This is a genomic window from Clostridium sp. (assembly GCF_050717535.1).
Classification (GTDB): Bacteria; Bacillota; Clostridia; order Clostridiales; family Clostridiaceae; genus Clostridium_AD.
In genome coordinates this window covers 26,179-38,362 of the sequence record NZ_JBOITM010000012.1, presented here as the reverse complement: position 1 = coordinate 38,362, position 12,184 = coordinate 26,179, and the positions used below count along the sequence as shown (strand labels likewise).

General features: G+C 31.6%; 12 protein-coding genes, 1 tRNA gene and 2 rRNA genes. 14 read left to right on the top strand and 1 reads right to left on the bottom strand.

The genetic code is table 11. From position 1 onward, the window contains the following. From ACREVU_RS02845 to ACREVU_RS02835, 3 genes are all read left to right on the top strand, one after another. Positions 1 to 116, top strand: a 23S ribosomal RNA gene (locus ACREVU_RS02845); the annotation flags it as partial. A gap of 64 nt (positions 117 to 180) precedes the next feature. Further along, positions 181 to 297 (top strand): 5S ribosomal RNA (gene rrf / locus ACREVU_RS02840). Between the two features lie 6 nt (positions 298 to 303). Further along, positions 304 to 379, top strand: a tRNA-Lys gene (locus tag ACREVU_RS02835). A gap of 28 nt (positions 380 to 407) precedes the next feature. On the opposite strand, the gene ACREVU_RS02830 is transcribed toward ACREVU_RS02835, so the two are convergent. Continuing rightward, positions 408 to 986, bottom strand: a complete 579-nt coding sequence (locus ACREVU_RS02830) for a response regulator (RefSeq protein ID WP_431550111.1) — start codon at positions 984 to 986, stop codon at positions 408 to 410. Positions 987 to 1,378: 392 nt separating this feature from the next. Here ACREVU_RS02830 and ACREVU_RS02825 point away from each other — a divergent pair, with 392 nt between their 5' ends. The 11 genes from ACREVU_RS02825 to ACREVU_RS02775 all read left to right on the top strand — a co-directional run bounded on the left by ACREVU_RS02825 (position 1,379) and on the right by ACREVU_RS02775 (position 12,169). Continuing rightward, positions 1,379 to 2,032, top strand: coding sequence for a potassium channel family protein (locus tag ACREVU_RS02825; protein WP_431550110.1), 654 nt, complete (start codon positions 1,379 to 1,381; stop codon positions 2,030 to 2,032). After that, positions 2,029 to 2,688: a potassium channel family protein gene (locus ACREVU_RS02820; RefSeq protein ID WP_431550109.1), complete on the top strand. Its 660-nt coding sequence runs from the start codon at positions 2,029 to 2,031 to the stop codon at positions 2,686 to 2,688. The genes ACREVU_RS02825 and ACREVU_RS02820 overlap by 4 nt, the downstream gene beginning before the upstream one ends. A gap of 111 nt (positions 2,689 to 2,799) precedes the next feature. Beyond that, complete coding sequence (locus ACREVU_RS02815; RefSeq protein WP_431550108.1) at positions 2,800 to 4,335, top strand: TrkH family potassium uptake protein; 1,536 nt, start codon at positions 2,800 to 2,802, stop codon at positions 4,333 to 4,335. Beyond that, entirely contained in the window at positions 4,311 to 4,811 is a 501-nt protein-coding gene (locus tag ACREVU_RS02810; protein WP_431550107.1) for a hypothetical protein, read from the top strand. The genes ACREVU_RS02815 and ACREVU_RS02810 overlap by 25 nt, the downstream gene beginning before the upstream one ends. Before the next feature lie 70 nt (positions 4,812 to 4,881). Beyond that, positions 4,882 to 6,513 carry an ATP-binding protein gene (locus ACREVU_RS02805; protein ID WP_431550106.1) on the top strand — a complete coding sequence of 544 codons (1,632 nt, stop codon included), beginning with the start codon at positions 4,882 to 4,884 and terminating at the stop codon, positions 6,511 to 6,513. Then, positions 6,482 to 7,183: a response regulator gene (locus ACREVU_RS02800; RefSeq protein WP_431550105.1), complete on the top strand. Its 702-nt coding sequence runs from the start codon at positions 6,482 to 6,484 to the stop codon at positions 7,181 to 7,183. Before ACREVU_RS02805 ends, ACREVU_RS02800 begins: the two co-directional genes overlap by 32 nt. A 128-nt stretch (positions 7,184 to 7,311) precedes the next feature. Beyond that, complete coding sequence (locus ACREVU_RS02795) at positions 7,312 to 7,725, top strand: tetratricopeptide repeat protein (protein ID WP_431550104.1); 414 nt, start codon at positions 7,312 to 7,314, stop codon at positions 7,723 to 7,725. 163 nt (positions 7,726 to 7,888) lie between these two features. After that, positions 7,889 to 9,091, top strand: coding sequence for a mechanosensitive ion channel family protein (locus ACREVU_RS02790; RefSeq protein WP_431550103.1), 1,203 nt, complete (start codon positions 7,889 to 7,891; stop codon positions 9,089 to 9,091). Between the two features lie 47 nt (positions 9,092 to 9,138). Beyond that, positions 9,139 to 10,188 carry a M42 family metallopeptidase gene (locus ACREVU_RS02785; protein WP_431550102.1) on the top strand — a complete coding sequence of 350 codons (1,050 nt, stop codon included), beginning with the start codon at positions 9,139 to 9,141 and terminating at the stop codon, positions 10,186 to 10,188. Next, the gene (locus tag ACREVU_RS02780; RefSeq protein WP_431550101.1) at positions 10,179 to 11,177 is read left to right on the top strand and encodes a M42 family metallopeptidase; all 999 of its coding nucleotides are present in this window, start codon (positions 10,179 to 10,181) and stop codon (positions 11,175 to 11,177) included. Before ACREVU_RS02785 ends, ACREVU_RS02780 begins: the two co-directional genes overlap by 10 nt. Before the next feature lie 38 nt (positions 11,178 to 11,215). Next, positions 11,216 to 12,169 carry a M42 family metallopeptidase gene (locus tag ACREVU_RS02775; protein WP_431550100.1) on the top strand — a complete coding sequence of 318 codons (954 nt, stop codon included), beginning with the start codon at positions 11,216 to 11,218 and terminating at the stop codon, positions 12,167 to 12,169. Positions 12,170 to 12,184 lie beyond the last annotated feature (15 nt).

The following is a 12,184-nucleotide window of genomic DNA, read 5'->3' as shown; positions in this document are numbered from 1 at the left end:
GCACGTAAGTGCGGTGTAAGTAAGACTCCTGGAAGAACACCAGGTTGATAGGTTAGAGGTGTAAGCATGGTAACATGTTCAGCTGACTAATACTAATAAGTCGAGGGCTTGACCAAGTTATTTAAAAATAATGCGAAATTATCTCACTGTGCAATTTTCAGAGAATATTTATATTCTCAATCTAGTGATTATGGCATGAAGGTAACACCCCTTCCCATACCGAACAGGTAGGTTAAGCTTCAATGCGCTAATGGTACTGCAGGGGTAACTTTGTGGGAGAGTAGGTCATCGCTAGGTTTATATGGTTTACTAGCTCAGTTGGTAGAGCACATGACTTTTAATCATGGTGTCCGGGGTTCGATTCCCCGGTAAGCCACCAAAAAACACTTCATTACGAAGTGTTTTTTTTATTCCCATTGTTGTGCCATATTATGAAATATCTCAGCTTTTCTTAAATCTCCTTGTTTACTATATACGATAGATATTAATTCATAAATTTCAGGAGTGTTTGGATCAGTAGATAAAACTACTTTAAGTGTATCCAATGCTTTTTTTAGGTTGTTCTCAATTATTAATTGCTTGATATCCATTATTTTGTATTTTGTATCCTTTATGGATGGATCTTCTTCTTTTTTCATCATTTCATCAATAATAGTTTTAATCTTATCTGTAGTAAAAGGCTTCTGTAAATAAGTAATGGCGCCAAGCTTAGTACAATCAATAGCATTTTTAACTGTAGCAAAGGCTGTCATAATTACTACAGGAGCAGTTATTCCTTTAGCTCTAATTCTCTTTAAAACTTCTGTTCCACTTATTTCGGGCATTTTAATATCCAAAAATATTAGATCTACAGGCTCACCATCAATTATGGATAGTGCTTCATTACCATTAGTGGCCATCAAAACTTCAAAACCTTTTAGCTTAAGGTAAATGCCTAGTAATGTGCGAATATTTTTTGTATCATCAACAACTAAAACTTTTTTCATAGTATCTCATATCTTCTTTCCTTAATTATAAATTATATTATTATATATATAGATTTGAAATTCTTACACTTAGTTGCCTAGAATTAAAGCCAATATTTTACGCGGTATATATAAGTATAAGATATCTTTAAGTTATAAGCAACCAAAAGGAATAGTTTAAAGTTCTTATACTAAATTATGGACCAATACTATTAGGAAAATGAAGCATAACCAATATAAACAAAGAACACCATTGCTATATTTGTTAAATCGCATATAACGGATAGGAGAATGATTTTAAGAACAATTAGGCGAAGTTGCGTAATATCCAATAATTGCTTAAAATATGCATGTAGTATTAAATTAGCAGAAGGTATTGTTTTTAAAAGAAATTTAAGCAAGGAGAATATAATATGTATATTGTAATAATAGGGTGTGGAAGATTGGGAAGTGGACTTGCTATGGAACTTTCTAATGACGGTCATGACGTGGTAATCGTGGACAAGTATGCAGAAAATTTGGAGCGACTTAGAAGTGGATTTAATGGAATTAGAATTAAAGGAGTAGAAATAGATAATGATATATTAATGGAAGCTGGAATAGATAAAGCAGATTTGTTTTTGGCTATGACTCCAGCTGACAATATAAATATTATGGCTAGTCAAATTGCAAAGGATATATTTAATGTACCTAGTGTAATAGCTAGAATTTTTGACCCTTCAAGGGAATTTATTTATAGAAAACTAGGACTACAAACTATAAGTCCAACGGAAGTAAGTATAAATATGATTAAAAATAAAATAATAGATAAAAATTCTGATACAAAATTAATATTATGTAATGATATATCTATAGAAGAGATTACAATAAACAAAATTAAATTTGACACTATTTTAGAAATAGAAGATAAATTTAACTGTAGGATATGTGCAATTTTAAGAAATGGAGAATACTCTATACCAAATAAAGAACAGGTATTTGGAAAGGGAGATAAAATAGTTTGTAGCATAAATAAAGTTAATAAAGAAAAGTTAGTAAAGGCAATAATGAAGGAGAAGCTTATATGAGGGCAGTAGTAGTTGGTGGAGGAAAAGTAGGTTACTATCTTGTTAAAGCATTAATAGAGAAAAAGCATAATGTAACGTTAATAGAAAAAAATTCAACAACTTGTAAAAAGATTGCTGAGGAACTTAAGGTAGATGTAATATGTGGTGATGGTTCGGATGTTGAAGTACTAAAAGATGCAAATATAGAGGAAGCTGAAGTAGTAGCTGCAGTAACTGGAAAAGATGAGGAAAATTTAGTGATTTGTCAGATGGCTAAAGTGAATTTTAATATTAATGAGACCATAGCCAGAATTAACAATCCTAAAAACAAAGCAATCTTTAAGGCACTAGGTGTAGATAAGACTGTATGTAGTACACAAGTAATTTGTAATTTGATAGAAGGAGAATTTAATAGTGATCCGCTAAAAGTAATAGAAAGCATAAATAGTGGAGAAATGATATTAGTTGAAGCCAAAATAGATAAAAAAAGTGTATGGAGAGGTAAATCTGTAGAACAGTTAAAGTTGCCCAAGGAATGCTTAATAATATCAATAATAAGAAGCGAGAAAGTTATTTTTCCAAGAGGGTGCGAAGATATAAAAGAAGGGGATAAAGTCCTTATTATAACAAATACGAATAGAAAGAAAGATGTAGAGAAATCTATAATTGGAGGTTAAAGATTATGACAAACAAAAAGATTATAGGTGGAGTAATTACAGAGATATGTTATACACTAATGTTTTTATTTGTGTTATATGGTGTTAATATGATTTTGGCAAGGTGAAGACATGAAAAAAATAGTAAAAAACTTTGATGATTTTAAAATAATAAATTTTTATGTAGGATATGTAATAATAGCTACTGCAATTTTAATGCTTATTCCAATATTTACTTCACTAATATTTAAGGAGTGGAGTACAATTTTAGATTTTATTATTAGTATAAGTATAGCTATTAGCTTAGGCATAGTTCTTATGTTTACAGGTAGAAGTAAAATTGATAGTGTAAAGGTACAATGGAAGCATGGTTTAATTATTGCTTCTAGTTCGTGGGTTATATTAACTTTGTTATGTGCGGTGCCTTACTCCCTTAGTGGAAACACTGGGTCATTCTTAGATGCAACATTTGATGTTATGAGTGGATTTACAACTACAGGACTTGTACTTACACAAGATCTTGACCATCTTTCAATGGGACTAAATATGTGGAGACATATTATTACTTTTGTTGGTGGGCAGGGTATGGTAGTACTCGCTCTAAGTTTTATGGTGAATAATACATTGGGTGCTTATAAGATGTATGTGGGTGAAGGTAAGGACGTGGAACTTGTTCCTAATGTGAAAAATACAGCAAGAATTATATGGAAAATAAGCATTGTATATTTAATCATAGGAACAATTATGCTATGGATTAATGGTATATTTATAGGATTGACACCAGTAACTGCTTTTTTTCATGGATTATTTATTTTTATGTCGGCCTGGAGCACAGGGGGATTTGCTCCAATGTCTCAAAATATTCTGTATTATCATAGTCTTTCCTATGAACTATTAACAATGATTTTATTCGTTATTGGTTCTTTAAATTTTGCATTACATTATGCTATATGGCAAGGTAATAAAAAAGAAGTATTCAAGAATATTGAAACACAAAGTTTTTTTATTACGGCATTAATTATTTCTTTTTTTACAGCACTAAAACTAACAAATTCAGGTGTATATAGTAATGCTATTTCAGTTTTTAGAAAAGGAGTATATAATGTATTATCTGCACATACAACTACAGGGTTTGGAAATCTTTATGCACGGCAGTTTGCTACGCAGTGGGGAGACTTCCCGGTGGTTATGCTAATAATCGCTATGCTTATAGGCGGCTCAGCCTGTTCTACAGCAGGTGGATTTAAGGGACTCAGGGTAGGATTAGTTTTTAAAAGTATAATTGCAGAAATAGATAAATTGTTGAACTCTGATAGGAAGATAAAGGTATTTAAATTTCATCATATAAAAGAAATTATCTTAGATGATGGAATGGTGAAATCTGCTTATCTAATAATAATATGTTATATAATGTTATTTTTTATAGGAACTGCTATGGGAACCTATTATGGATACCCAGTGCTTAGTTCAGCTTTTGAAGCTGCATCGGTTACCGGAAATGTAGGATTATCTATTGGAGTTACTACTCCATCAATGCCAGCGGCAATGAAGATTTACTATATAATTGCAATGTATTTAGGAAGACTAGAGTTTATATCTGTATTTGTACTAATAGGAGCTACATTTGGAGGCATTAAGAAACTATGGTTAAGACTTATAAAACAATAATATTAATATGCATTTTATCTTTTTATTTTTCTATAAATTGCCAGGCAAAGGAATATAGTAATTATAATGATTTAATCGAAAATAGCAAAAGTATTGATAATAGTAAAATCAAGCTAAAGGGTGAAGCTATTGGGGAACCTATGAATAGAGGAAAATATTCTTGGGTAAACATAAGTGATGGAAGTACAGCTATGGGAATATGGTTAGAAAGTGAACAGGTAAAAAGCATAAAGAACTTTGGAAAGTATGGATATAGGGGAGATACAGTAGAAGTAGTTGGGACTTTTAATAGCGCATGTATAGAGCATGGTGGAGATATGGATGTACATGCAATATCGGTTAAAACTATAGATGTGGGGGGAAAAGTTTTAATTCCTATAAGTAATAACAAGAAAAATATAGCAATGATATTAACCATTATTACACTTGCTTTAATTTTATCATATACAAAATTTGCTAAAGAAACTTTAAAATGAACTGCTTTTTTTAGAACATAAGTAAACTATCATGCTGTAATTTTAAATATATTAGAAAGGGGATGAGGGCTTGAGTAAAGGTAAATTTTACGGAAAAATTTTAAAAGCTATTAGTAATTATAACCGCAGCGATTATGAAGAAACAAAACCTAAAACAATGATTATTATTAATTTATTTAAAACCATAGTAATTATGATTTTATCTATTATAATATCACTTATATTTAGGAGAATAGGATTACATGAGTCAAATGTAATAATGGTATTTATATTGGGTGTATTGTTTGTATCAAGATATACTGATGGATATGTTTATGGCATTTTGGCTGCGGTAATTGGAGTACTATCGTTTAATTTTTTCTTTACTATACCATACTATAGCTTTTTAGCTTATAGAGCGGATTATCCAGTAACTTTTATTATTATGCTCATAGCTGCAATTATTACCAGTACTTTAACTTCAAGGGTAAAGTCGCAAGCTAAAATATCTTTAATACGTGAGAATAGAATGCAAATTTTATATAAAATCAACAAATCATTACTTGTAGCAAGAAATAAGAAACAAGTAGTTGAATACTGCGAGGATAATTTAGTGGATATGTTTAATAGGACTATTATGATAGCCATATTAGATAACAAAAACAATTTACAAAAGCCATGTGATTACGCGGTTAATGGAGGAGAGAATAAAGACATATTCAAGTCAGATGTAGAGGCTCTAGCAATTGAAAAATGTTTTGAAATGGGAAAATCAGTAGGCATTGAAGCTGAAATTTATATGAATAGTGTTGGACATTATCATCCTATTAAAGGACAAAATGAGATACTTGGAATTATTGGTATAGTATGTATAAAAGAAGATACATTATCAAAAAATGAGAAGATTCTTTTAGAGTCTGTTTCTACACAAATTGCTTTAGCTATTGAGAGAGAAGATTTATATGAAAAGAAAAGACAGATAAATTTAGAAACTGAGACAGAAAGGCTTAGAGGCAACCTTTTAAGATCTATTTCCCATGATTTAAGAACTCCATTAACAGGAATATTAGGGTCTGTTTCTACCATTACTGATAATTATGATTTACTTGATAATGATACAAAAAAAGAGCTTCTTGCTATCATATATGAGGATACAAGCTGGCTTATACATTCAGTTGAAAATATATTGAGTATGACAAGAATAGATGAAGGCAAGCTTGAAATTAAGAAGGACGTAGAGGTTGTCGAAGAAATTGTTGCTGAATCTATAGCTAGAGTTAAAAGGTTTTCAGGCAGTCATAATGTGGTAACTAATTTACCGGGAAATATGGTTCTATTATTTGTAGATGGACTGTTAATAGAGCAAGTTCTTATTAATTTAATTGATAATGCCATAAAGTATACACAGAGTGATTCTATTATAGAAGTTAAAGTCACAGAAAGTGAAGAAAATGTGATTTTTCAGGTATCAGACAACGGAAAAGGGATACCAAAAGCAGATATAAGGGCTATTTTTGATAGGTTTTATACCAAGACTAGGGGGGATTGTCTAGAGAAACGAGGTATAGGACTAGGATTGGCTATTTGTAAGTCTATTACTGAAGCACATGGTGGAAGTATAGAAGCATTTAATAACTCTTCTGGTGGAGCGAGCTTTAAATTTAGTTTACCAGTAATAAGGAGCGATGAAAATGGATACAAAGCCTTTGATTTTAATAGTTGAAGATGATAAACCCATTAAAAAATTTATGAAAGTTTCGCTTGAGGCACAGGGATATAAGTGCATTGAAACTGAATTTGGTAAGGCTGCTATAACACTTACTCTTTCTCTTAATCCAGATATAATAATTTTGGACCTAGGACTCCCTGATATGGATGGACTCGATGTTATTGAGAAAGTAAGAGAGACAACAAAAGCTATGATAATAGTTGTCTCAGCCCGGGGGCATGAAAGAGAAAAGGTTGAAGCCCTAGATAAGGGTGCAGATGATTATTTGACTAAGCCTTTTAGTGTGGCAGAGCTTTCAGCTAGAATTAGGGTGGCACTTAGACATTTTGATGTGGATAGTAATTCACAAGATAAGGTGCGAGCAGCATTTATGGTTAAGGATTTAAAGATAGATTTTGAAAAACGAAAAGTCACAATTTTAGATAGTGAAATACATTTAACACCAATGGAGTATAAGTTAATAGAATTAATGTCTAAATATGCAGGACGAGTTTTAACTCATAAATACATAGTTGATGAGATTTGGGGGAATTATTTTGATAATGATTCACAGTCGCTTAGGGTATTTATGGCTAATATAAGAAGAAAAATAGAGAAGGACCCTGCACAGCCGCAGTATATAATAACGGAGGTTGGAGTAGGATATCGATTAGTTGATGAATAATATATAATCTTAACACGATCTTTATATGGGAGCATTTATCTTTATACTTTCTTAATAGCAAATGCATAGTGAATTTGATAATATATTATTATCAAATATAAAGAGAAAGGGTAACTTGAGGTGAAACTATGTTAACAAATATAAATGAAGAAAATTTTTTCGTAAGTAATGTAAACAAAGCAATTAGAGAAATAAAGTCAAATAGATGTGATTTAGCAATTAACTATCTGAATGCAGATATTATTGAAAATTCACCTTCCGCTGAAGTGTTTAATTTATTAGGAATTATTGCAGAGTACAGAGGTGATGAATCTATGGCCTGTAAATACTATAGAGCTGCGTATGTGTTTGATCCAACTTATAAACCAGCAGATAAAAATTTAGAAAAATTAACTTCATTTTTTTATAGATTTAACGAAGAGTGTTTGGATTTCGGTGATATGATTGAGAAAGAAGATAAAAAGACTTATTTTCTTGAGTATAAAGGCATACACCTTGGACATATAAAAAATAATAAGGTAGATAGAAAATCAGCTTGTTAATTTGTGACAAACTGATTTTTTTCTCCAATTTATTAAGTTTAAAATTCCTTAATTATATATGAATGGATTACTAAGAATTTACTAATTCTTAGTAATCCATTGAGAAAATAACATAATTAGCTTAAAATGATTATAGATATAAGCAAAAGAAAAAGGGAGAGTGATGTTTATCCAATTCATATTTGATTTCTTTACACAAAACAATATAAAACATGTTTTTACCGATATAGAATCTTACCAATTCAAATATATAGGAATAGCTATTGGTGTTTTTGCATTTTTTGTATTATTAAAAAAGGTATTTGCAAAATATGTGTTTAAGCTAATAATGAGGTTTGTTAATAAAACAAAGTTTAATGCAGATACAAAAATAGTAGAGGCTTTTCAAAAACCAGTAACTAATTTCTTTGAGGTGTTAGGATTTTATTTTGGGTTTGAAATTCTAACTATGGCGAGAATTCCAATTAGTTTACTAATTATAGATAAGTTTTTTAGTTCTGCTATAATTATTTTAATTACTTGGGGAATATATAATCTCACTGCGGAGTCTTCTGTGCTCTTTGAGAGAATGCATAAAGCCTATGATATAAAGGTGGATAAAATATTATTTCCGTTTATGTCAAAAGCATTAAGACTCATAGTAGTAGCATTTGCTATTACTATGATCGCTGAAAAATGGGGTTATAATATTCAAGGGTTTGTTGCGGGTCTAGGTCTAGGAGGACTTGCTTTTGCACTAGCAGCTAAAGATGCAGCAGCGAATATTATTGCAGGTATTTTTATAATATTAGATAAACCTTTCACTATTGGCGATTGGCTTAGTAATGACTCATTAGAAGGTAGCATAGAAGATATTTCTTTTAGAACTACCAAAATAAGAGCTATTGATCAATCATTAATAACAGTGCCTAATTCAAAATTAGCTAATGAAGCTGTAATCAATTTTAGCAGAAGAGGCAAGCGAAGAGTTAGTTTAAATTTAGGACTAACTTATGGAACCTCCAGGGAGAAATTACAAAATTGTGTTGAAAGCATACGTAATATGTTAGAGAATCATCCACAGGTTACGAAGGAAGGTACTCTTGTTAGATTCGATAAGTTTAATTCAAGTAGTTTAGATATTGTAGTATATTTCTTTACTGATACACCAGATTTTGATGAATACTTTAAAATAAAGGAAGATGTTAATTTTAAAATAATGGATATTTTACAAGAAAAGGGAGTTTCAATGGCATTTCCAAGTACAAGTGTTTATGTGGAAAGTTTACCTAGTGAAAAAAAAGAAGATGATTTTAAATTAGCAGATAAACTTAAGAAAAAGGATAGTTTAATAGAAAATTCTAATGAAAGTAATGATAATAAATAAAAACTCTAGGGTTTTACCCTAGAGTTTTTTACAAATAGGAGGAAATTATGGACGAGAAGCAATTGTTAAAAAACTTATGTACTGCACATGCTCCAAGTGGAAGAGAACATTGGATACATCCACTAATTAAAGAAGCCTTTGAACCCTTTTGTGAAGTGGTGGAGGGGAAATTAAACAATCTTTATGCTATAAAAAAAGGTAATACTAATGGACTTAAAAAAAGTATAATGCTTATGGCACATTCTGATGAGGTTTTTCTCATGATAACAGAGATAATGTCAAATGGATTTTTAAAGTTTATTGGTACTGGGATTGATCCCAAGACATTGGTATCCCAGGAAGTTATTATTCATGGTAAAAAACAGATCCTTGGCATTATAGGAATTAAGCCACCACATCTTATGAGTGAGCAGGAAATTGAAAAATCAGTTACTGTAGAGGGATTATTAATCGATACAGGATATAGCAGTGAAAAATTACAAGAGATTGTAAGCATTGGTGATTATATAACCTTAAAAAGAGATTTTTATGAGCTTTTAAACAATAATGTAACCTGTAAGGCTACAGATGACAGGGCTGGTATTGTAGCTATGTATACTTGTTGTAAAGAACTAGAAAAGATAAACCATGATTTAGATGTTTATTTTGTAGCTTCTTGCCAGGAAGAAGTAGGTCATAGGGGAGCTAAAATGGCAAGTTATGATTTATTACCAACACTTGCTATAGCTATAGATGTAACCTTTGATAATGGTCCTATGGGCGATATGGATAGAGAAAACAAAATAGGTGGAGGGCCTGTTATATGTTTTGGACCTAATATACATAGTAAATTTAGAAAAAAACTTATGGAAATAGCTGATGAATACTCTATTTCTTTTAACGTAGAAGTGGAATCTGGTAACACTGGAACAGATGCTTGGGATATACAAATAACTAGAGGAGGCATTCCTACATTATTAATATCTATACCAATTAAGTATATGCACACTTCAGTTGAGGTTGTTAATATGGATGATATTATAAACACGGGAAAATTAATAGCCAAGTTTATTGAAAAAGTAAGTAGAGAGGACGTGGAGGAATTACTATGCTTTTAGAAAAATTATCTAATGCTGCAGGTCCTTCAGGGTTTGAAGGAGAAGTAAGAGAGATCATAAAACAGGAAATTGCAAGTTATGTACATGAGGTAAAAGTAGATGTCATGGGAAATGTTATTGCTCATAAAAAAGGCAGAGGTATAAAAGTACTTATAGATGCTCATATGGATGAAGTGGGGTTTATTATTACTGGATATAACGAGGATGGTACTTTGAGATTTGAACCCTTAGGAGGAATTAATGGTAAGGTTATTTTATCTAAAGTTGTGTTAATAGGTGAAAATAAAATACCGGGAGTAGTAGGATTTAAACCAATTCATCTGCAAAATGCTGAGGAAAGAAAAAAGAATGTGAAGGCTAGTAAATGTTGTATTGACATAGGTTCAAGCTCTAAGAAGGAAACTAAGGAAATCATTAAAATTGGAGAATTTGTAGTATTTGATATGTCGTATGGTGAGTTTGGAGAGGGACTAGTTAAAGGAAAAGCCTTTGATGGTAGAATAGGATGTGCTGTGGCTATAGAAATATTGAAGGAAAATTATGATTGTGATCTTTATGTCAGCTTTAATGTGCAAGAGGAAGTAGGAGAAAGGGGAACCTATGTATCTGCTTTTAATATACAACCAGACATAGCAGTAGCGCTGGAGGGAACAATTTGTGCAGATATGGCGAATGTGGCCAGTCATTTAAGAGCTACAGAAATAGGTAATGGTCCTGCAATATTTATTATGGATAGAACTAGTATTTTTAATGATGATATTTCTAAAGCAATAATAGCAGTAGCAGAAGATAAGGACATACCATATCAGTTAAGGAGAGCTACTGCAGGCTCAAATGATGCTGGAGCTATACTTATGTCAGGGTATGGAGCAAAGGTAGCAGCAGTGTCAGTGCCTTGTAGATATATACATTCTTCTGTTTCAGTAGCAAGTATAGAAGACTATAAAAATACTGTGAGGCTTATGGTGGAGTGGTTAAAAACACTGTAAAATTTGCATGCATATTAATATGAAAGTGAGGATTAATTATGGATTTAATGTTAGAAAAATTGGTTAGTGCTTTTGGTGTTAGTAGCCAGGAGGAAGAGGTTAGAGGAGTTATAAGAGAAGAATTAGAAAAAATTGATTGCAACATAAATGAAGATAAGATGGGGAATTTAATAGTTAAAGTAGGCGAAGGTGCAGAGAAAATAATGTTCTGTGCTCATATGGATGAGATAGGGCTCATAGTTACATATATAGAGGATAATGGTTTCGCTCGGGTAAGCAATGTAGGAGGAATCCATCCCTGCGAAATAGTACATAATTTCGTTGTATTTCAAAATGGTACTATGGGAAAGGTTGGAGCTACAAAATTAGAGCCTAAAGTAGAAGATTTATTTATAGATATGGGGGTATCTTCTAGAGAAGAGGCATTAAAGAAGATTAAAGAAGGTGACACTGCATGTCTTCTATGTTATGGCATGGAAGTAGAAGATAAAATAATGAGCCCTTGTTTAGATGATAGGATTGGATGCTACATTCTTCTTAGAATGATAAAAGAAATTAAAAAAACTAAAAGAGAGTTGTATTTTGTATTTTCTACCCAAGAGGAATTAGGGGGCCGTGGGGCAAGAGCCGCAGCGTATACTATAGAGCCTGATTACTGCATAGTACTTGATACACAGGAAGCAGGGGATTATATTGGGGCAGAGGGGAATTTAGAACTTGGGAAAGGTCCCATAATAAAGATAAAAGATAGGACTTTAATTATGCATCATGAAATCAAAGAAATGCTTGAAGAGGCCTCTCAAAAGGCTGGGGTAAAAGTTCAATATGGAGTTTCAAAGGGGAGTACAGATGGTGGGAACATCCATAAAGAAAACGGTGGAATAAGAACAGGAGTGCTTTCAATTCCTTGTAGATATACACATTCTATATCAGAAATGGTTTCTATGAAGGATGTAGAGGACTCAATAAGTTTACTTAAAGAACTTATATAAAATTAATTAGCAGCA

Excerpts from the sequence above, each read along its gene's own strand:
- ACREVU_RS02785 (WP_431550102.1), top strand. The coding sequence starts at position 9,139 with ATGGACGAGAAGCAATTGTTAAAAAACTTATGTACTGCACATGCTCCA.
- ACREVU_RS02795 (WP_431550104.1), top strand. The coding sequence starts at position 7,312 with ATGTTAACAAATATAAATGAAGAAAATTTTTTCGTAAGTAATGTAAAC.
- ACREVU_RS02780 (WP_431550101.1), top strand. The coding sequence starts at position 10,179 with ATGCTTTTAGAAAAATTATCTAATGCTGCAGGTCCTTCAGGGTTTGAA.
- ACREVU_RS02790 (WP_431550103.1), top strand. The coding sequence starts at position 7,889 with ATGTTTATCCAATTCATATTTGATTTCTTTACACAAAACAATATAAAA.
- ACREVU_RS02810 (WP_431550107.1), top strand. The coding sequence starts at position 4,311 with ATGGTTAAGACTTATAAAACAATAATATTAATATGCATTTTATCTTTT.
- ACREVU_RS02830 (WP_431550111.1), bottom strand. The coding sequence starts at position 986 with ATGAAAAAAGTTTTAGTTGTTGATGATACAAAAAATATTCGCACATTA.
- ACREVU_RS02815 (WP_431550108.1), top strand. The coding sequence starts at position 2,800 with ATGAAAAAAATAGTAAAAAACTTTGATGATTTTAAAATAATAAATTTT.
- ACREVU_RS02825 (WP_431550110.1), top strand. The coding sequence starts at position 1,379 with ATGTATATTGTAATAATAGGGTGTGGAAGATTGGGAAGTGGACTTGCT.
- ACREVU_RS02820 (WP_431550109.1), top strand. The coding sequence starts at position 2,029 with ATGAGGGCAGTAGTAGTTGGTGGAGGAAAAGTAGGTTACTATCTTGTT.
- ACREVU_RS02800 (WP_431550105.1), top strand. The coding sequence starts at position 6,482 with ATGGATACAAAGCCTTTGATTTTAATAGTTGAAGATGATAAACCCATT.
- ACREVU_RS02775 (WP_431550100.1), top strand. The coding sequence starts at position 11,216 with ATGGATTTAATGTTAGAAAAATTGGTTAGTGCTTTTGGTGTTAGTAGC.